This is a genomic window from Shewanella sp. 10N.286.52.E4 (assembly GCF_041468785.1).
GTDB lineage: Bacteria > Pseudomonadota > Gammaproteobacteria > Enterobacterales > Shewanellaceae > Shewanella > Shewanella electrodiphila.
The window spans coordinates 1-21,036 of record NZ_JBFRJJ010000042.1; the positions used below are offsets into that span (position 1 = coordinate 1).

At 42.1% G+C, this 21,036-nt stretch carries 14 protein-coding genes; 12 read left to right on the top strand and 2 right to left on the bottom strand.

What is annotated here, in order from left to right; all coding sequences use genetic code 11:
• Positions 1–787: 787 nt before the first annotated feature.
• Entirely contained in the window at positions 788–2,908 is a 2,121-nt protein-coding gene (gene fadJ / locus AB4153_RS18685; protein ID WP_303518171.1) for a fatty acid oxidation complex subunit alpha FadJ, read from the bottom strand.
• Between the two features lie 5 nt (positions 2,909–2,913).
• Positions 2,914–4,224 (bottom strand): acetyl-CoA C-acyltransferase FadI, encoded by a 1,311-nt coding sequence (gene fadI, locus AB4153_RS18690; RefSeq protein WP_229372179.1) that lies wholly within the window; start codon positions 4,222–4,224, stop codon positions 2,914–2,916.
• Positions 4,225–4,621: 397 nt separating this feature from the next.
• Here fadI and AB4153_RS18695 point away from each other — a divergent pair, with 397 nt between their 5' ends.
• The 12 genes from AB4153_RS18695 (at position 4,622) to AB4153_RS18750 (ending at position 21,033) form a co-directional block, all read left to right on the top strand.
• Positions 4,622–5,578 (top strand): MoxR family ATPase, encoded by a 957-nt coding sequence (locus AB4153_RS18695; RefSeq protein WP_248956906.1) that lies wholly within the window; start codon positions 4,622–4,624, stop codon positions 5,576–5,578.
• A gap of 62 nt (positions 5,579–5,640) precedes the next feature.
• Positions 5,641–6,585, top strand: a complete 945-nt coding sequence (locus tag AB4153_RS18700; RefSeq protein WP_102526701.1) for a DUF58 domain-containing protein — start codon at positions 5,641–5,643, stop codon at positions 6,583–6,585.
• Positions 6,586–7,125, top strand: a complete 540-nt coding sequence (locus tag AB4153_RS18705) for a DUF4381 domain-containing protein (RefSeq protein ID WP_371998361.1) — start codon at positions 6,586–6,588, stop codon at positions 7,123–7,125.
• Positions 7,113–8,117 (top strand): VWA domain-containing protein, encoded by a 1,005-nt coding sequence (locus AB4153_RS18710; RefSeq protein WP_371998362.1) that lies wholly within the window; start codon positions 7,113–7,115, stop codon positions 8,115–8,117. Before AB4153_RS18705 ends, AB4153_RS18710 begins: the two co-directional genes overlap by 13 nt.
• Positions 8,117–10,162: a VWA domain-containing protein gene (locus tag AB4153_RS18715; RefSeq protein WP_371998363.1), complete on the top strand. Its 2,046-nt coding sequence runs from the start codon at positions 8,117–8,119 to the stop codon at positions 10,160–10,162. The genes AB4153_RS18710 and AB4153_RS18715 overlap by 1 nt, the downstream gene beginning before the upstream one ends.
• Positions 10,156–11,784, top strand: coding sequence for a BatD family protein (locus AB4153_RS18720; protein ID WP_371998364.1), 1,629 nt, complete (start codon positions 10,156–10,158; stop codon positions 11,782–11,784). The genes AB4153_RS18715 and AB4153_RS18720 overlap by 7 nt, the downstream gene beginning before the upstream one ends.
• A gap of 72 nt (positions 11,785–11,856) precedes the next feature.
• Complete coding sequence (locus tag AB4153_RS18725; RefSeq protein WP_102526697.1) at positions 11,857–12,420, top strand: sigma-70 family RNA polymerase sigma factor; 564 nt, start codon at positions 11,857–11,859, stop codon at positions 12,418–12,420.
• Complete coding sequence (locus tag AB4153_RS18730) at positions 12,413–13,117, top strand: DUF3379 domain-containing protein (protein WP_102526696.1); 705 nt, start codon at positions 12,413–12,415, stop codon at positions 13,115–13,117. Before AB4153_RS18725 ends, AB4153_RS18730 begins: the two co-directional genes overlap by 8 nt.
• A 153-nt stretch (positions 13,118–13,270) precedes the next feature.
• Positions 13,271–14,722: a sodium/proline symporter PutP gene (gene putP, locus AB4153_RS18735; RefSeq protein WP_102526695.1), complete on the top strand. Its 1,452-nt coding sequence runs from the start codon at positions 13,271–13,273 to the stop codon at positions 14,720–14,722.
• A 371-nt stretch (positions 14,723–15,093) separates the two neighbouring features.
• Positions 15,094–16,374: an OmpP1/FadL family transporter gene (locus tag AB4153_RS18740; protein ID WP_371998376.1), complete on the top strand. Its 1,281-nt coding sequence runs from the start codon at positions 15,094–15,096 to the stop codon at positions 16,372–16,374.
• Positions 16,375–16,613: 239 nt separating this feature from the next.
• Positions 16,614–17,648 carry an efflux RND transporter periplasmic adaptor subunit gene (locus AB4153_RS18745; RefSeq protein WP_371998365.1) on the top strand — a complete coding sequence of 345 codons (1,035 nt, stop codon included), beginning with the start codon at positions 16,614–16,616 and terminating at the stop codon, positions 17,646–17,648.
• Positions 17,649–17,652: 4 nt separating this feature from the next.
• Positions 17,653–21,033, top strand: a complete 3,381-nt coding sequence (locus AB4153_RS18750) for an efflux RND transporter permease subunit (protein ID WP_371998366.1) — start codon at positions 17,653–17,655, stop codon at positions 21,031–21,033.
• Positions 21,034–21,036: the final 3 nt, after the last annotated feature.

Below are 21,036 nucleotides of genomic sequence, written 5' to 3' on the forward strand. Positions count from 1 at the left end.
GGTCTGCCAAACATCAAATTTAGCAACACAAACACTCAAGTAGCTGGCTTGCCAAACATTAAATTTGCAGAAACTAATATACATGTAGCAGGTTTACCAAACATTAAATTCAGCAACACAAGCATTGCTTAAGGAAATCATTATGTTTAATTCATTAAAGAAAGCCCTTGGTATTGCTCAACCACAACGTAAAAAGGTAAAGCTACCTGAAGGTTTAGAACATTTAGAAGTCATTAAAGCTAAAGCTTGGTGGAGTTAAATTTGCGTAATTTAACAATCAACTATAGCCAATAAAAAAGGGAGCAAATGCTCCCTTTTTTATTGGTGTTACCAATTCAGAAATGATTGGTCTGCTCACTCTCAATAGAGAGCTTTCTAAGCAATAAGTATTTGTGACTATTAAATAACGGATACGCTAATGGCCCCATTAACAATCCCGCCAATGACCACCTTTTAACAGCCATGCCGTTACTAAAAGCCTGGTTACCTAGGTAATAGCCTGATGCACACGATAATAAGATAAGTAGAAATATCACTGAAACCTCTATAATTCATTCAGTTAACATCATTCCTTAATGTATGGGTAAATTAATATGTATTGTCATCACCCTCAACGCTCAGATTATAACCAAACCTAAGCGTATTTACTAATAGCCTTTAAAAGCAATAATCAATCAAATACACAAACGGGCTATTTTTTAGGCAAATAACTGCCACTTTCGCATGAAAAAGCGGCGCAATGTTGCCGCTTTGTAAAATTATCAATAGCAAAAAGTATTAATTAAGGCTAATAAAAATTAGTCCCCTCTTCCGCCATTTGAATTAATTTGTCACATGGTGTGAAACGTTCACCATGTTGTTGTTCATATTGACGTAACTTTGACACTAGTGTCGCGATGCCCATTGAGTCCATATAACGGAATGGACCACCTAAAAATGGTGGAAAACCGATACCAAAAATAGCGCCAATATCACCGTCGCGAGGGTTTGCAATTATTCCTTCATCTAAACAGCGCACCGCTTCGTTCAACATGAGTACAACGCAGCGCATCGCAATGTCACTTGCTGAGCCTGTTGTTTGATTGCTGACACCCAGTACTTGGTAGACAGTCTCGTCCACTAATTTAGCTTTAGACTTTTTATTGCCATATTGATAGAAACCTTTGCCATTTTTACGTCCCTTACGGTCATCAGCAAGTAACTTATCAAACGCATCTGGCGCTCTAAAACGTTCACCTAATTCTTGCGTTAAGATTGGCGCGATCTTAGCGCCTACATCTATCCCCACTTCATCAAGTAGTGTTATAGGTCCGACAGGGAAACCGAATTTAACCAAGGCTTTATCAAGGCTTTCTACTTTCTCGCCAGATAATAAAACTTGAGCGGCTTCATTCATGTAAGGAGCAAGAATACGGTTAACATAAAAACCTGCGCCATCCTGAACAACAATAGGCGTTTTGCCTTGCTTACGCGCAAAAGCAACTGTGGTAGCAATGGTTTCAGGTGATGTAGTTTTATGTGCAATAACTTCAACTAACGGCATTTTTTCTACAGGAGAAAAATAATGTAAACCGATGACATTTTCAGGTCTTTGCGCCGCTTCTGCAATCTGACCAATAGGTAAAGATGAAGTGTTAGATGCAAAAATTGTGTTTTCATGACATTCGCGCTCTACATCTTTCACCATCTGATGCTTGAGTGCTAAATCTTCAAATACCGCTTCAACGACGATATCCGCATCTTTAACGCCTTTATATTCTGTTGTCGTCGTCATTAACGCCATTAAATTATCTCTAACAGCGGGTGTCATATGACGTCGCTTGACCCCTTTCGCCAATAATTTATAGGCATAAGCTAATGCGTTGCTTAAGCCTTTGTCATTGATGTCTTTCACTCGAGCAGGAATTTTAGCTTTAGTGGTTGTAACAGAAGCGATACCGCCACCCATCAAGCCACCACCAATAACGAGAGCTTTATTCACTTTGCGCGGCTCAGCACCTTCTGCTCCAGTTTCTTTTTTCATTTCAGTCGTTGCAAAAAAGATGCTGCGAAGTGATTCAGATTCAGGAGACATGACGAGTTCTGCAAAATGGCTTGCTTCAACCTCAAGCCCTTTAATCATGCCTTTATTCATCCCTTGCTTAACACAGTCGATGATTTTAGCTGGTGCAGGATAATTACCCAGTGTTTTCTTTTGTACTTGTTTTGCGGCTTGATCGAAGATGATATCGCGAGTGGTACTTGTGGCTTCAAGCACCTTATTTAGTGCGCTCTTCTTGGCAACTTTAGCCGCAGACTTTCCTTTCTTGGCCATTGCAATGGCGGTGTCCAACAAAATTGACTCAGGAACAACATCATCAACAAGCGCCATTTTAAGTGCTTGCTTAGGACGGATTTGCTTACCCGTTAGCATCATATCAAGTGCAGTTGTGATGCCTACTTTTCTAGGCAAACGTTGCGTACCGCCACCACCTGGCAATAAACCAAGCTGAACTTCAGGTACACCCATGATAGTTTTCTTATCATCAGTACACACACGTAAATGACACGCTAAAGCTAACTCTAAACCACCACCTAAACAGGCACCATTAATTGCAGCAACAACAGGTATTGATAGTTTCTCAAGTTCATTGAAAACGACATGCCCTTGTTGTGATAATTCTTTCGCAGCTGACACACTGGTACATGCGTCAAGCATACTAATATCAGCACCTGCGACAAAAGAATCTGATTTCCCTGAAATAACCACTAAGCCTTTTACACTCGCGTCGTGTTTAATTTCAGCTAAAATTTCGCTTATTTCAGGGCCAAACTCTGCTTTTAAGGTGTTCATGGTTTCACCAGGAACATCCATAGTCAAAATAGCAATACCGTCTTCGCGGCGAGATAAATTAAATGTCTTTTCCATCAGAATTACTCCACTTCAACTATCATTGCTGCGCCAAGACCACCAGCAGCACAAGCTGTTGCTAGACCAGTACCACCACCACGTCGTTTTAATTCACGACACACTTGAGTGATTAAACGTGTACCAGTAGCTGCAAATGGATGTCCATAAGCCAACGAGCCACCTAAAACGTTAAATTTACTCATATCGATTTCACCGATTGCGCGGTTTCTACCAAGCTTTTCTTCGGCAAACTTTTTAGAACCAAACATTTGCATATTCGCTAGTGTTTGCGCAGCAAACGCTTCATGCATTTCAATAAGGGTTAGATCTTCAAGCTCCATTCCTGCACGTTTTAATGCAAGCGGCGTAGCGTAAGACGGTCCCATTAACATGTCTTGCCAAACATCAATGGCAGTAAATGCATAACTCTTAATGTAACCAATAGGCTGATAACCTAACGCTTTAGCTCTGCCTTCACTCATTAGAATAATGGCTGAAGCACCATCAGTTAATGGCGTACTATTAGCTGCAGTAACAGAACCATGTTTACGGTCAAAAGCAGGACGTAATTTTGCGTAAGACTCAAGCACTGAGTTTTCGCGGATATTATTATCACGGTCAATGAATTGCTTATAAGGAGGTACGTGAGCGGTCATGACTTCGTCACGTAAGTTACCTGTGTTCCAGGTTTCTGTAGCCAATGTGTGCGAGCGATGCGCCAATGCATCTTGATCAGCACGGCTAATGCCATAGGTCTTTGCCATTTGCTCAGCTGTTTGCCCCATAGAAAGGCCAGTTGAGTACTCAGCTACCGCTGGCGGTACAGGCATTAAATCTTTAAGACCTAAGCGGCGAGCTATCGCGAATTTTTGCTTGAAGGTACGCGCTTTATTTAAATCAACCAGAGCATGTGCTAATTTTTTTGAAACGCCAATTGGCAATACAGAAGAAGAGTCTGCACCACCTGCAATACCAATTTCAACATTGCCTGTCATGATAGATTCAGCCACATTTACTGCAGACTGAAAACTTGTAGCACAAGCTCGGGTCACACTGTAAGCATCGGTTGAAACATCCATGCCTGTGCCCAACACAATTTCACGGGCGATATTCGGCGCTGCAGGCATTTGCACCACTTGACCATACACAAGCTGCTCAATAGTTTTAGGGTCTAACTCTGAACGCGATAGCAATTCATTAACCACCATTTTGCCCATATCTAATGCTGATACGCCATGAAATGCGGTAGCTTGTTTTGCGAATGGGGTACGTAAGCCCGCCACGATTGCAATGCGCTCTCCGCGGGCGTTGGTTACTTGTTGTCTATCACTCATTGTTCACCCTCTTGTAATTGTTTAGCCTTTAACTGGCTTATCAGTGAATATCGATTAATGTCAGACAGATCTGGTCTGACCATAAAAGTGTGATCTGATTCTAACTTTTAATTGCGAAGTTTTAAACATCTGTATGAAAATAAGCTCAAATTAAAGGCATACCTTGCCTGAATACACAATTTATAGTAATAAAATCATCTAATTAAAATTTAGAGCTTTAGCTTTAATTTGTCATTTTTTGTATATATTCACTCATTATTTGCGAACTTAACTCAGTTCACCTTTGCTAATGAATAAATAAAAATGAAAATCTGTTAATCATACTAGCCAAAGGCTAATGAAATTCATTAACATGGGTTTAATTAGAACAAAATTCAGCAAATAATTGAGTATCATCATGCCTTTGAGTCGATTTCATTCCTTACGCGCTTATTTAGATAATGTTATTTTGGGACAACCTGTATTAACAGAGAACTTACTTATCGCATTAATTGCCGATGGGCATTTACTGGTTGAAGGCCCTCCAGGTCTTGCAAAAACACGCGCTGTAAAGGCCTTGTGTGATGGGGTTGAAGGTGACTTCCACCGTATTCAATTTACTCCCGATTTATTACCTGCCGATTTAACCGGTACAGATATTTATCGTGCGCAAACAGCCACATTTGAATTTGAAGCAGGACCAATATTTCATAACCTTATTTTGGCGGATGAAATCAACCGTGCCCCTGCAAAGGTGCAATCAGCACTACTTGAGGCAATGGCTGAAGGTCAAGTAACCGTAGGTAAAAATAGCTACCCACTTCCAGATTTATTTTTAGTCATGGCGACTCAAAACCCACTAGAGAATGAAGGTACCTACCCGCTACCAGAAGCTCAACTAGACCGCTTTTTAATGCATTTAAATCTCGATTATCCAAGTGCTGATACAGAGCGTAAAATTTTGCGTCAATCGCGAAATGAAGCCGTCACTAAGCAGCTACCTACCATTGAACCTGTGGCTCAATCTGATGTGTTTGCTGCCCGCGAACAAGCTATGGGATTGTACTTAGCTGAGCCACTCGAAAGTTATATTGTCGAAATTATCATGGCAACTCGTCAACCTGAACGCTATAGCCCTGAGTTGGCTAAATGGCTTGAATACGGTGTCAGCCCTCGTGCATCTATTTCACTCGAGCGCTGTGCCCGCGCAAGAGCTTGGTTACAAGAGCGAGATTTTGTCTCGCCAGAAGATATTCAAGCAGTAGCGCCCAACGTACTGAGACACAGATTATTACTCAGTTATCAAGCACAGGCTGAAGGCATTAATGCAGACCATGTTATCAACCATATTTTAAGCCAAGTTGCAGTACCTTAAATGGGCGAGCTCGCATTTAAGTACCGTTAATTTTAACGCTTTTAAATTGGAACAATAGCACTATGCCAGTTGAACAAACGCTTGAAAATTCGTTGCCATTATTCAGTAATGGCGTGAATTTAACTGAGCAAGAACTCATTAGCTGCCAAAGCACCGCTCGCGCGATGCCGGATAAACGCAGCCGAGCCAAAGCCAGTCAAGCAGGTCATCGCAGTAGCCTGATTAAAGGCCGTGGGATGGAATTTGCCGAAGTACGTCATTATCAAAATGGTGATGATGTCAGAACCATTGACTGGCGAGTCACCGCTAGAACTGGCAAAGCGCACACTAAGCTGTTTGTTGAAGAACGTGAACGCCCCATTATTTTGTTTGTCGACTTTAGCCATAGCTTATTTTTTGGTTCGCGCTTGTTATTGCAATCAGTACAAGTTGCCCACCTTGCTGCAACACTCGGCTGGAATGCGATAAACCATGGCGATCGCCTCGGCGCTTTTATCGCAAGTGAAACTGAACACCTTGAATTAAAACCAAGAAGCCGCCGCCAAGGAATACTTCAACTTACTTCTGCATTAATTAAAGTACATGAAAATCAGTTAAATCATTTTGATGAACTGCCCCAAGACCCACAGCATATTCTTCGTGCCTGTCAACGCCTGCAAAGAATCGCAAAACCAGGCTCCTTAGTATGGATTATTACCGATGGGCAGCACTTTACTCAGGAATGCTTAGCGGCATTAACAGAACTTAAACGTCACTGTGATGTAGGTGCATTTATTATTAGCGACCCACTGAGACAAGGAACACTCACCTTGCCTAAACGTTTTAGTTTACCAGTGAGGGATGGCAAGCAGCAGTTAACACTTACCCGAGACAGCTATGATGCATGGCTGAGTCAGCAACTGGCTAGCCAGCAACAATTTATCGCACTAATGAAAATGATTAAGGTGCCGACTCGATTTATCGATGCCGGAAAAAGTCTTAGTGACCAATTGGAAGTATTACGTTAAATGAATACTGCTCAAACAAACCCTGCACTAATGCAACTGGAAGATATCGTACTACCAGAAAAAATTAGCCAGTTCCCTATTGCACCAGGATTTTGGATACTCGCACTATTCATTATCGCGCTCATCATTTTTGCTGTGGTTAAAATAAAGCAGCATCGCCGCTATCATCTCCCGAGAAAAGCAGCATTAGCGGATTTTGAACAACTAGAACCTGCTAATAGCCAATTTGCTAGTGATATTAATACGCTATTAAAAAGAACCGCGATGAGTTACTTCCCTCGTGAGGATTTTGCTAAGTTAGACGGCGATCGTTGGTATCAATGGCTAGGGTTACGCTTATCCGAACAAGATGCGATAAACATGGGGCAACTCCTGAAAAAGCGATATCAGAAAGACGGCCTGACTTTAACCGAGTCGACACAGTTACACACTTTTACTGAACAATGGTTAAACAAAAGTAGCCGCTTTATCGCGCTATCTGATATGCCTGAAAATATCACTCCGACAAGTCATCAATCGGAGGCATCATGTTCTCAATAGCTTGGCCATGGCTGCTTTTATTATTGCCACTGCCCTTTTTACTCAAACAAAAACATCTTACTAAAAATAGTGGCGGCCAACTGCAACTCCCAGGTATTGGCAGCGCTGAACAACAATTAACAGTCCATCAAGATAAATCAAGCCGCAAAGCCTACTGGTTTATGTGGTTATGCCTATTGTGTGCCTTAGTTCGACCACAATGGTTAGGCGAGCCTATCGAACTGCCTTCAGAAGGCCGAGATGTCATGTTAGCGGTTGATTTATCAGGTAGTATGCAAATAGAAGACATGGTGGTAAATGGCAAAACAGTCGATCGCTTAACCCTCATCAAGCACGTCATCGGTGATTTTATTGAAAGACGAAACGGCGATAGACTCGGCCTGATTTTATTTGCAGATCACGCTTATCTTCAAGCGCCACTCACCCAAGACAGACGCTCAGTTGCCAAGTTTCTTGCCGACAGTGAAATTGGCCTAGTGGGTAAACAAACGGCCATTGGTGAGTCGATAGCACTTGCTGTAAGACGTTTTGATATGGTCAATGACAGCAATCGAGTGTTGATCTTATTAACCGATGGGTCTAATAACGCAGGGAACATTGAACCTGAAGTTGCGGCAAGAATTGCAGCTAAACGAAATGTCACCATTTATACCGTGGGTGTTGGCGCTGAAATATTGGAACGCCGCAGTATTTTCGGTACCGAACGGGTAAACCCATCGCTTGATTTAGATGAAGAACAACTACAACAACTCGCAGATATGACAAACGGTCATTATTTTAGAGCAAGAAATAGTGAAGAGTTGGCACAAATTTACCAAAAGATTGATGAGTTAGAACCTGTGAGTCGCGATCAATTGACCTATCGTCCCAAAAGTGAACTGTTTTACTGGCCATTATTGTTAGCCTTACTGATGAGTGTGTTTATCAGTTTACGCGGCCAATTACCTTCTTCATCACCTTTAAACGCTAAAACAACATCTGGAGGACGATAATGAGTTTACATTTTATTCGTCCAGAATGGCTGCTTGCCTTAATCCCTTTAATCGCAATTGCGTTGTTTTTATGGCGCAGCCAACAGCGTAATTCGGCTTGGCAAGGTTATATTGCACCGCATTTGGCAAACACATTAATCAGTGAAACCAACCAAGTGAAAAAGCAACCTAAGTGGTTACTTATGATATGTTGGTTTATCGCTGTAATCGCGATATCGGGTCCAGCAGTCAATAAACAGAGTTTGCCTGTTTACAGCAACGAGCAAGGTCGAGTGCTGGTCATGGACATGTCCTTGTCTATGTATGCAACCGATCAAAAGCCTAATCGCTTATCCCAAGCTAAATTTAGGGCCACTGATTTTTTAACGAACTTAACTGAAGGTGAAACAGGTTTAATCGCCTTTGCTGGCGATGCCTTTACAATTAGTCCTCTTACCCGAGATAAATCAACACTACTCAACTTATTACCAACACTGACGCCTGATATCATGCCTGTTAGAGGGTCTGATTTATCTGCTGCACTTGAACTCGCTCAGCAATTACTGTCCCAAGGCGGGCATATTACGGGTGATATTATCGTCATGACAGACGGGGTAAACCCACAACAATATGTTGATGCTGCAAAAGTACTTGATGGCAGTCGTTACCGTGTATCAGTGATGGCATTTGGCACACAACAAGGCGCAGCAATACAGTTACCTGATGGTCAATTAATGCGTGATAATCGCGGTGAGATAGTCATAGATAAAACCGATTTTAAACGACTTGAAAACTTAGTTATCCCTACTGGTGGATTAATGATCCCTGCCACTGCAGATGGCAGTTCATTAAGCCGATTAGAGCGCTGGCTTGCTAATGATGGCGACGCTAAAGCCACTGAGCTTGAAGGTGAAAGCTGGCAAGATTTAGGTCCATACATCGCCATGCTGTTGATTATTCCTGTGTTACTCAGCTTTAGATTTACTCTAGTACCAGTATTTACTGCCCTAACCTTAGGTTTATTGTTTCAACCAAGTCCTGTTATGGCTAACACTTGGGATGACTTATGGCAAACTCAAGACCAACAAGCAAGCGACACCTTTAACCAAGCACAATCTGCTGAAGATTATGCCAGCGCCGCCGAGCAATTTAGCCAGCCGTTATGGCAAGCCAGTGCCCAGTACAAAGCGGGTGACTATGAAAATGCACTCGCAGGGTTTGAACAAGATAACTCTGCACAAGGTTTATATAATCAAGCCAATAGCTTAATGCAATTGAATAAATTGGATGATGCTATCGCACGTTATCAAGACGCTTTAAAACAGCAAGCTGACTTTCCTCAAGCACAAAAAAACCTCGAACTTGCTGAAAATATGAAACAGCAACAAGAACAGCAATCTGGTGAAGGTTCGGATCAATCTGATCAAAGCGACTCAGACAATAGCGAGTCTGAACAGAATGAAAATAATCCCAGTGAGAATGGCGAAGGCCAATCCCAGCAACAAAACTCCGACCAGAATGCTGAACAAAACTCTGAACAAAATGCCGAACAAAACCAATCTGAGCAACAAGATTCAGAACAACAAAACAGCCAGGAAAATAGTGCTGAACAAGACAAACAGCAAAATGAGCAAGAGCGTAACGAAGAACGAAACGAAGAAATTAGCGAAGAAAATAGCGAAGAAAATAGCGAAGAAAATCAATCTCAATCAGAAACTTCACAAAGTGATAGTGCTGAAAATGAGAATGAACAAACAGAAAATGAAGCTCAAATGCAGGCGGATGCTCAACAAAATAACCAAGCAGAACCAACTCCTGAACAATTAGAGCAACAAGCACAGGCGGCAGCGGAGCAAGCTGAAGCTGAAAAATCTGACAAACAGCCAGAATCTTCTCAGCCCATTGCATCATCACAGCTGACTGAAGAACCTTTACCAGCAGATTTAGAACGCGCACTTCGCGCTGTGAGTGAAGATCCGCAAGTGCTTATTAGAAACAAAATGCAACTTGAATATCAAAAGCGTCGCCAAAGCGGCCAACTGCCTAAGGACAAACAACAGTGGTAAATAGAATCGTTATCGGCCTTCTTGCAATTCTTTTTACAGGGCAAGTTTACGCAGTCACTCAAATTCAAGCGACTGTTGACAGAAACCCTGTGATGCAAGGTGAATACTTTGTCTTAAATGTCACCGCAAACGCAGATTTAAATGCGGGTTCTTTAAATACATCTATCTTATTAAAGGATTTCATCGTCGGACGAACCAGTGTCGGCAGAAGTACGCAAATCGTTAACTTTGATTCATCTAAAGAGACTCGTTGGCAAGTGCTGCTATCGGCTAAAAACGCCGGTACAGTGACAATCCCCGCATTTACCATGGAAGGGGTTAAATCAAACCCTATAAACCTCACAGTCGCTAAAGCGGGCAGCCAACCGCAACAAATGCGCAATTTATTTGTTGAGGGTCAGCTCAGCACCAATGAAGCGTATGTAGGCCAGCTAATTACCTACAAGGTTAAACTGTTTTTAGCAGCCGAGTTACAGCGTGGCGTTATCAGTTCACCAGAAATAGCTGGAACCGAAATTAAACAAATAGGCGATGACACAGATTCAGTTGAAGTTGTTGATGGTCGCCGCTTTAGAGTGATTGAAAGAACCTATTCAATTATTGCCGACACCCCTGGCACGTTAGCCATTAAAGGCGCAGGATTTTCAGGTGATATCTTAGTCGAAGCGCCAAGACGCGGCGGTATGTTCGGCTTTAATGAAAGCAGACCGATGCAAGCTAAAGCAGAAGACACTCAAATTACCATCAAGCCTATTCCAGATGTATATCAAGGTGATTGGTTGGTGAGTGATTTATTAATTGCGAAAGAGATATGGCCTGATGAGCAAGGTAATGAATTTGAAATAGGAACGCCCATTACCCGAACGATTAATGTCGTTGCATCAAATGCAGATAGTAACAGTTTACCTGACATCAAATTAACCATGCCTAACGGGCTTAGATCTTATCCAGAAAAACCAGTAAGGCAAACTGTGGTACGTGAAAATCAAGTCATCGCTCAATACAGTTTAACCAGCGCGATTGTACCAACAAAACCTGGTACTTTTACTTTGCCTGAAATTATCATTCCTTGGTGGAACCCACATTTGCGGCAGCAGCAATTTGCCACCATACCAGCAAGAATCGTCACCATTACCGGCACCGTGGCGGCTGAACCTGCTCAAATAATAGAGCAAACTGAAACAAGCAATAACAGTTCAGGTATTTGGCCGTGGCTAACACTATTATTTACGACGTTATGGCTTATCACTTTAGCCTTGTGGTTTAATGCTCGTCGTCAACAACACACCACTAAACTTGTTGCAACTACGCCATCAAAAGTGCCGTTGGCACTAGCTGCTAATATGAATGATATTGCTCAAGCTTGTGATAAAAATGATGTCACCTTAGTGATTTCATTACTGCAACACTACTATAGTGCTCAGTTTGCCAAATCGATGACATTGTCTGATATAGCGCAATTATCTACGGTGCTTTCAAAAGCGATTCATCAGTTACAACAAGCTAAATACAGTGAGTCAACGTCAAGTATTGATAAAGGTTTACTACTAAAAGCAATTGAACAAACCCAGATAAATCAACAGCAAACGGCTCCCTCAGCGCTAAGCTCACTGAACCCATAAGCATATTTATACTTGCTATTCACAGCTAACCTTTTAAGCTATCGAACATAATATTTAACAATAAGTCATAAAATGTTCGATAGCTTGCGAAATAAAAAGTCCGAACCCACGGTCTTATCTGACATGCTAACTAAACAGCGACGATACGACAGCCTCGTCAGGGCACTTCACACTGATATCTTCCGATACGCCTACTGGTTAATCGGCGATAAGCATATTGCTGAAGACGTCACTCAAGAAACCTTTCTTCGTGCTTGGCGCGCTTTAGATTCGTTAAAAGATGATAAAGCAGCAAAAGCATGGCTAATTACCATATTACGCCGTGAGAATGCACGCAGGTTTGAGCGTAAACAGTTTGACTACAGTGATGTTGAGCAAGAATTGCTTGAAGATGAAAAATCATCGACCAATGAAGAACAAACTGAGCAATATTGGCTACGTAAGCAAATTGGACAACTTGAAGTCGAATATCGTGAACCACTATTACTGCAACTGATTGGCGGTTTTAGCGGTGAAGAAATTGCTGATTTATTAGAGTTAAATAGAAACACCGTCATGACGCGTTTATTTCGCGCCCGTAATCAATTAAAAGACGCTTTAGAGTCTCCTGAAGTTAGAGGTCAATCAAATGGATGATCTAAAATTTCGTCGCCATGCATATGGTGACCCAAACAGCCAAGATGAAGAATTTCTTGCACAAATTTCAGCGTCTGAATCCGATGCAAAACTCGTTAACGAGCTAAAAGCATTAGACAGTAAACTGACCAATGCACTGAATATTGATGTGCCTGATGACTTAGCTGACAAACTGATTTTACGTCAGCAACTCAGCAAGCATCAGCAGCAAAAAAAGCACACTCGCTACTTAATGGCGATGGCCGCGTCAGTTGCCTTAGTGATTGGATTAAGCGTCAGTATGCTTCGTTTTACGCCAGTTGATTTAGCAGAACATGCTCTGGCACATGTTTATCATGAGCCAAAGGCAATGAATGTCGATCAAAATGTTGGCTTTGAAGATGTAAACTTTAAACTGGCTGGTATTGGTGGATTAGAGAACGCCAAGTTCATCCAACAACCAGGTAAAGTGTTTTACACTTCTTACTGTGATTTCCAAGGTGTAAAGAGTTTGCACCTTGTGATGGAAGGTGAGCAAGGGAAAGTTACCCTCTTTATCATCCCCACCGAAAACAGAATGGTCACTGAAGAATCGTTTGCAGATCAGAATTATCATGGTTTAGGTTTTCAAACAGCCGACACCTTCATGTTACTGGTAGGTGAACAAGATGCTGACCTGCAATACGTAAAAAACGAGATTGAGCAAACTTTTATTTAAATTCAAACATTTAGCAAACAAAGCGTTCACAGACCAGCTAGTGAAATTTCATTGGCTGGTCAATAACTCTTCATACTTCCTGTCAAAATTGTGCACTGTGTCAAACATCTGTTAGCATATGCCGCACAATAATGAGAACAATACGGAAGTAGCATGGCAATTGAAGCTCCAATTCTAATTACATTCATTGGTTATCTCGCCCTTATGATAGGCATAGGCTATTGGGCCTATCGCAAAACAGACACAGTAGACGATTACATCCTAGGCGGCCGCAAAATGGGCCCAGCCGTAACAGCACTGAGTGTCGGTGCGTCAGATATGTCAGGTTGGCTATTACTCGGTTTACCTGGCGCGGTTTATTTAGGTGGTTTAGGTGAAGCTTGGATTGGCTTCGGTTTGGTTTTTGGCGCATGGCTTAACTGGTTATTCGTTGCCAGACGTCTTCGTATCTACACCCAAGCGGCAGATAATGCCCTTACCCTACCCGACTTTTTTGAAAAGCGCTTTGAAGACAAGCAAGGCTTTTTAAAGTTAGTTTCTGCTATTACTATCCTAGTGTTTTTCACTTTCTACACTTCATCAGGCATGGTTGGCGGTGCAATCTTATTTGAACAAATCTTTGGTCTCGATTACACCATCGCATTATTGATTGGTTCAGTCATCATTGTCGCTTATACCTTTGTTGGTGGCTTTTTTGCTGTGAGCTGGACAGATTTCTTCCAAGGTTGTCTGATGTTGCTTGCACTGTTAATTGTACCAATAACCATTTTCAGCAAACCTGATACGCAAGTGGCTTTAGAAACACTTGACCCGAAAATGCTGTCTTTCTTACACAGTAATATGACTACGATTGGTCTTGTGTCACTACTGGCTTGGGGTTTAGGTTACTTCGGCCAACCACATATTCTTTCTCGCTTTATGGCAATTGGCAGCCCAGATGACATCCCGCTATCACGCCGCATTGCAATGAGCTGGATGCTTGTTGCATTAATCGGCGCATTAGCAACGGGGATAGCCGGTACGATTTATTTTGCTGATGCACCATTAGCTAATTCTGAAACCGTTTTCATTCACTTAGCCCAAGTTGCTTTTAATCCTTGGATTGGCGGTATCTTAATCGCGGCAATTTTATCAGCGATTATGAGCACTATCGATTCACAGCTCCTTGTTTGCTCAAGTGTCATCACTGAAGATTTTTACCGTAAATGGTTACGTCCTGACGCGAAAGACAAAGAGTTAATGCTAGTGGGCCGCTTTGGTGTGTTGGCCATTGCTGTTATCGCAATTGTGATTGCACTTGACCCTGACAGTAAAGTTCTTGAGCTGGTGAGCTATGCATGGGCAGGATTTGGCGCAGCATTTGGACCTGTAGTGTTAATGTCACTATTTTGGCAAGGCTATAGTCGTAATGGTGCTATCGCCACTATTCTTGTTGGTGCGATAACGGTTGTCGTGTGGAAGCAGCTTTCTGGCGGTATCTTCGACTTATACGAAATCTTACCAGGTTTCCTATTCGCCACGGTTGTCGGTGTTGTAGTCAGTAAAATCTCACCACCAGCTGAGTCAATTAAGACGCAATTCGCTAACTTTAAAGCTTCGCTTTAATCTCCAAAAGGTTCGATTACTGGTGTAAAACTGGTAATCGAACCTCTCAGCGTACACTTGTACGCTTTTTTACAAAATAATCTTGTTACCCACTTGTTACCTGTTATTTCGTTATAATATTTCAGCCTCCAGAACCAAATTCACAACTGCCCTACAGCACAGCGTTTATAGAGTATTTACTCAGTTTGACCTAAATACGTCAAAAACAAAAATTAACTTAACAGTAACAATAACTAGCAACTGGTCGGAGTTGTAGAGGTAACAACTGTTACCTAATATGCCCGCAATTACTAAGTTGGTGTTGATTGGGGAGCCCTATGCTAAGCATGGCGCGAATTAATAAACTGACGTACAACGATGAGAGCAAACTGATGACTAAATTCAACAAGACACTTCTTGCAGTAGCGGTAACGCTAGCAAGCACACAATCAATGGCAGCTGGTTTTCAGTTAAACAGCCAATCTGCAACTGGTATTGGCCGTGCGATGGCGGGTGATGCAATCATCGCTGATAACGCGTCTGTACTAGCACGTAACCCTGCTGCTATGGCATTGTTTGATGAAACAGCTATCTCTGTTGGTATGACTTACGCTGATATCAATGTTGAAGTTAGTGATGTTCAGTATGACTCGTTATTAGGTGGAACCAATCACTTAGGCAGCCTAGATAACGCAGCAGAAAATAAAATTATCCCAAACTTTTATTACATCAATCCTATTAATGACAAAATCGCTTTCGGTTTTGCTGCATTCAGTAACTATGGTACTGGTACCGACCTTAGTGAGCTAAACAATAACCAAGACTTCAACACTCCTATTGATTTGCTGGGTAATACTGAAGTTGTCACAATCAACTTAAATGCCAGCATGTCATACCGCATTAACGATTCTCTAAGCCTAGGTTTAGGTTTAGATATCATCCAAGGTTCTGGTACATTAACTCGTAATGGTGAAATCACGATTCCAGGCGTAGGCGAAGATATTCCATTAAACCTTGTTGATGTTGACGCTGATGGCTGGGCTGTTGGTGGTATCGTTGGTTTAGCTTACGAAATTAATGAAAATCACCGATTTGGTCTAAGCTACCGTTTCAGCCCTGAAATGAAAGCTTCCGGTGACATAGCTTATAATGCGAATCCATTAACAGCTGCAGAAAACTTCGATGAAATTGAAATTCCAATGGCTGATATCGCTCAGTTCGCTGGTTTCCATCAGTTAACTGAAAAGTTTGCTGTTCACTATACCGCACAGTGGACTCAATGGAGCACATTCGATCATATCGGCTTAGTTGATGGTGATGCTGGTTCTAGCGAAGCTATTTTAAAAGAATACAACTGGAAAGATTCTTGGTTCTTAAGTTTAGGTGCAACTTACGACATCAACGAAAACTGGACCGTTAGAGCTGGTATTGCCAACGACCAAGGTGTAGTCGGCGAAGTATCATCTTTATCAATTCCTGATTCAGACCGTATTTGGTACTCAGCAGGTTTCACTTACAACATTAACCAAAACTCGAGTATCGACTTCGGCTATACCTTAGTAGACGGTGAAAAAGTGCATGTTCTTGAAGAAAGCGCCTTAACGCCAACAGTTAGTGCTTATACTGAGTCTGGTGCAAACTACTTCTCACTGCAGTACAACTACAACTTCTAAATTTAACAATTTACTAGTGTAGATTAAGACTAGAAAAGCCGCCTATTCGAGTTAGGCGGCTTTTTTGTGTCTAAATTCTCTCCAACGATTAATAACACAATCCCTATTAACACAATCCCTATTAACACAATCCCTATTAATACAACATCCATTAGATTTTCCTCATAAATAGATTGCACAAGACAATAAAGTCTATTAGAATTTTCTTATGGATTATTTTTCTATTGTTGGATAAGTTTATGTGGCGCACACGTTCGATGTTAATTACGGTTTTATCAATTTCGCAAATCAGCATTTTTGCCCCATTGGCAATTGCGGCGCCCGAAACCATCCATATCCAACCGCAAAGTCATATTCCTTACCTTCAATTTGATGGGCAGATTGAAGCAATCAAAGCTGCCACGGTTTCTGCGCAAACTGCTGGGCGAATTCTTAAACTTAACTATGATGTAAATGATACTGTCCCAGAAGGCGCTGCTTTACTTGAAATAACCAGTAAAGAGCAAGGCGCTGGACTTGCGGCTGCTGAAGCTGAACTTGCACAAGCCAAAGCGAGAAATATTGAATCTCAAGCCCAGTTCAAGCGTTATCAAGAGCTGTTTCCAAAGGGCGCGATTTCTAAAGGTGCTATGGACGAGGCGACGGCTAACTCTGCCTCAAGTTTACAAGCCGTATCAGCTGCTAAAGCCAAGTTAATTCAAGCCAATGAAACCTTAAACTACACCACGGTTAATGCCCCTTTTAGCGGCCGCGTTACCCAGCGTTTTGTTGAGCAAGGCGAAACCGTCACTGTTGGCCAAGCCCTATATGCTGGTTACTCTACCGACAATATGCGTGCGATCTTTCAACTGCCGCAGCAATATCGACAACTCGTCGATGCTAACGCAAAGATTACCGTTGAGCTCAACTCTGGCTTGCGTATTAGCTCCACTGATATCAATCCATATGTGTTCTTACAAACTGCAAGTCAAAGCTACCAAGTACGTATCAACCTACCACAAACAAACGCCGCTCTCTCGCCAGGTGAATGGGTAAAAGTAATGATTGCCGATACAGCAACAGATCAAATTATCATTCCACATTCTGCGGTCTTTCAACGTGGCGACTACACAGCAGTATTTCGTCAGCAAAATGATAAGTTCGTGCAAACACAAGTTAGATTACGCCAAATCGACAATCAACAATATGTTGTCGAAGCGGGTTTAATTGCTGGCGATAAGATTATTAAGCGCGCCACTAAGTACCTACTCAACACCGAAAAATCAGGCGAGTAATATCATGACTGAACCTACTACTCTTGGCATTTCAGGTAAAATTGCAAAAGCCTTCCAATCAAGTGCTATCACGCCATTGTTGGCTCTTTTAGCGCTTTTATTAGGCTTATTTGCCATCATAGTCACGCCTAAAGAAGAAGAACCACAAATAGACGTCACTTTTGCTGATGTTTATATTCCTTATGTTGGCGCCACACCAGAAGAAGTGTCTAGACAGGTCACATTACCCGCTGAAAAGATTATTTCTGAACTTAAAGGAATAGACACCTTATATTCCTTTTCGATGAATGACGGTGCGCTCATCATCGCAGTATTTGATGTGGGCGTTGCTCGCGATCACGCCATTGTTAATTTATACAACCAACTGCAATCAAACCAAGATAAGTTTAATCAAGCTGCAGGCATTGGCACACCTTTAATCAAACCTCGCGGTATCGATGATGTACCAATTGTAGGCTTAACCCTTTGGTCGAAAGATCCTAATGTGAATGCTGAAGAATTAACCATTGTCGCCACTGAACTTGAAAATGAATTTAAGCGGGTTAAAGGTACTCGAGAAATTTACTCGATGGGACGCCAAGAGCTGGCGGTAAATGTTCGACTTGATCCACTTAAAATGAATCACTATGGCGTGAGTTTTTCAGAGTTAACACACGTCCTCACTGATAATAATCAAATATCCATGCCTGGTGACTTAATCCAGCAGAATCAACTCATCAAGGTTCAAACTGGTCAGTTCCTTCAGAGCATTGAAGATGTGAGCCAATTGATTGTTAAAGTTAGCCAAGTCAATAACCAAGCAAACCCTGTGTATTTATCAGATATTGCTGACATCAGCTTACAAGCTGATACCGCAACCGATAACGTTTGGCATGTTGATTCATCAGGCACCTACCCAGCTGTCACGATTGCCATTGGTAAACAAGGCGGCGAAAACGCGGTGGAGATCACTGAGCAAATCATGACGCGCCTAGCCAAGGTCGATAATCTATTAATTCCAGACAATGTTGAAGTAACGGTTTCAAGAAACTATGGTGAAACAGCTGGTAATAAAGCCAATACGCTCATCCTGAAACTCATGTTTGCCACGATGGCTGTTGTGCTATTGGTATTAATCACCATGGGCAAGCGTGAAGCCCTAGTGGTCGGTATCGCAATTATCGTCACCTTAGCCATGACATTATTTGCATCGTGGGCATGGGGTTTTACCCTTAATCGAATATCCTTATTTGCGTTAATATTTTCCATCGGGATTTTGGTCGACGATGCCATTGTGGTGGTCGAAAATATTCACCGACACATGGCAATGGGGACTAAAGACTTTAAAACACTGATACCTCTTGCAGTTGATGAAGTCGGCGGGCCGACGATTCTAGCCACCTTTACTGTTATTGCTGCACTTATGCCTATGGCGTTCGTTTCTGGTCTTATGGGGCCTTATATGAGCCCTATTCCGATAAATTCCAGTATGGGTATGTTGATCTCATTAGTCGTCGCATTTGTCGTCACACCTTGGTTGAGTTTAAAACTGCTCAGACACAGTCATTCAGGTCAACAAGACAATTCAGATGTTACCGTATCAAGTTCGGCTACATCTGATACAAAACAAGCGGTTCGTCAGACACAATTAAATTCAGGTCAACAAGACAATTCAGGTGTTACCGCATCAAGTTCGGCTACACCTGATACAAAACAAGCGGATCGTCAGACACAATTAAAGCCACAGTCACATAATACAGACGATAAACTACAGGCTTTATTCACACGATTAATGACACCGTTTCTCATAGGTAGCAAAGCGCGTTTAGCCCGCTTTGGCTTAACAGGTGCCATTTTATTATTAATTGCTATCGCTGTAGCATTGCCAGTTGGCCAGGCTGTGATTTTAAAAATGCTGCCATTTGATAATAAGTCTGAGTTTCAAGTGTTGGTGGATATGCCCGAAGGTACCCCAGTGGAGCAAACTCAGCGAGTCCTTAAAGACTTAAGTGACTACTTGCTCAGCGTAGATGAAGTTGAACATCTACAACTTTATGCTGGTACTCACGCACCAATAAACTTCAATGGCCTTGTCAGACATTATTTTATGCGACAAAGCCAAGAGTTGGGTGATATCCAAGTAAACCTTGTCGACAAATCAGATAGAAGTAGAGATAGCCACGAAATCGCAACCTCAGTTCGCAATAAACTGCATGAGATAGCTAAACCCTATCAAGCCAATATTAAAATTGTTGAAGTGCCACCTGGACCACCTGTGTGGTCACCGATTTTGGCAGAGGTTTATGCCCCCACGACTGAATTGCGTGAGCAAACCGCCAAAGCATTAGAGCAACGCTTTAAGCAAACTGAACATGTGGTCGATGTGGATATTTATCTGCCCAGTGATGCGGCGCACTGGCGCTTAAATATTGATAGAAGCAAGGCGCAATTATTGGGTCTTCAATACACTCAAATTGTCAATACCATCGCCACTGCGGTAGAAGGTGCAGATGTGAGTTATTTGCATAATAAAGATTATCAATTACCGATCCCAATTAGATTACAGGCAAGCGAAGAATCTAAGCTTAATTTACAACAGATATTGTCATTAAGATTGACCAATGCCGAGGGCACAAGCATTAGCTTAAGCGACCTTGTATCAATTGAGTACGGCAACATCAATACCCCAATCATCCACAAAAACATGGTGCCGATGATTATGGTGGTTGCTGATATGGCAGGGCCAACAGATAGCCCACTTTACGGCATGTTCAGCATGTTTGCAGGCATAGAAGATGATAATGACTCCGGCGTTAACCCTTACCCAATTAAACAGCATTTGATTAATCAACCCGATGGCTTAGATGAAGTGGCTATTTTATGGGATGGTGAATGGAAAATTACCTATGAAACCTTCAGAGATATGGGAATTGCCTATGCCATTGGGATGATAGCGATTTACTTATTGGTTGTGGGCCACTTTAAGTCCTATATCGTTCCTTTAGTGATTATGGCGCCTATTCCGCTGACTATTATTGGCGTGATGCCGGGCCATGCTTTATTGGGCGCTCATTTCACCGCCCCGTCAATGATTGGCATGATTGCCCTTGCCGGGATCATCGTACGGAATTCGATTTTACTCGTTGATTTCATCAATTTAGAAACAGCCAAAGGTGTGCCGCTGGAACAAGCAGTTATTCAGTCAGGCGCTGTGCGGGCAAAACCCATTATGTTGACTGCATTTGCAGCCATGATCGGTGCCCTATTTATCATTGATGACCCTATCTTTAATGGTCTAGCTATCAGTCTTATTTTCGGGATTTTTATATCCAGTATTTTAACTCTGGTGGTTATTCCAATTCTGTATTACAGCGTAATGAAAAATAAACAATTTATACAAGAATAAACA

Excerpts from the sequence above, each read along its gene's own strand:
- fadJ (WP_303518171.1), bottom strand. The coding sequence starts at position 2,908 with ATGGAAAAGACATTTAATTTATCTCGCCGCGAAGACGGTATTGCTATT.
- fadI (WP_229372179.1), bottom strand. The coding sequence starts at position 4,224 with ATGAGTGATAGACAACAAGTAACCAACGCCCGCGGAGAGCGCATTGCA.
- AB4153_RS18695 (WP_248956906.1), top strand. The coding sequence starts at position 4,622 with ATGCCTTTGAGTCGATTTCATTCCTTACGCGCTTATTTAGATAATGTT.
- AB4153_RS18700 (WP_102526701.1), top strand. The coding sequence starts at position 5,641 with ATGCCAGTTGAACAAACGCTTGAAAATTCGTTGCCATTATTCAGTAAT.
- AB4153_RS18705 (WP_371998361.1), top strand. The coding sequence starts at position 6,586 with ATGAATACTGCTCAAACAAACCCTGCACTAATGCAACTGGAAGATATC.
- AB4153_RS18710 (WP_371998362.1), top strand. The coding sequence starts at position 7,113 with ATGTTCTCAATAGCTTGGCCATGGCTGCTTTTATTATTGCCACTGCCC.
- AB4153_RS18715 (WP_371998363.1), top strand. The coding sequence starts at position 8,117 with ATGAGTTTACATTTTATTCGTCCAGAATGGCTGCTTGCCTTAATCCCT.
- AB4153_RS18725 (WP_102526697.1), top strand. The coding sequence starts at position 11,857 with ATGTTCGATAGCTTGCGAAATAAAAAGTCCGAACCCACGGTCTTATCT.
- AB4153_RS18730 (WP_102526696.1), top strand. The coding sequence starts at position 12,413 with ATGGATGATCTAAAATTTCGTCGCCATGCATATGGTGACCCAAACAGC.
- putP (WP_102526695.1), top strand. The coding sequence starts at position 13,271 with ATGGCAATTGAAGCTCCAATTCTAATTACATTCATTGGTTATCTCGCC.
- AB4153_RS18740 (WP_371998376.1), top strand. The coding sequence starts at position 15,094 with ATGACTAAATTCAACAAGACACTTCTTGCAGTAGCGGTAACGCTAGCA.
- AB4153_RS18745 (WP_371998365.1), top strand. The coding sequence starts at position 16,614 with ATGTGGCGCACACGTTCGATGTTAATTACGGTTTTATCAATTTCGCAA.
- AB4153_RS18750 (WP_371998366.1), top strand. The coding sequence starts at position 17,653 with ATGACTGAACCTACTACTCTTGGCATTTCAGGTAAAATTGCAAAAGCC.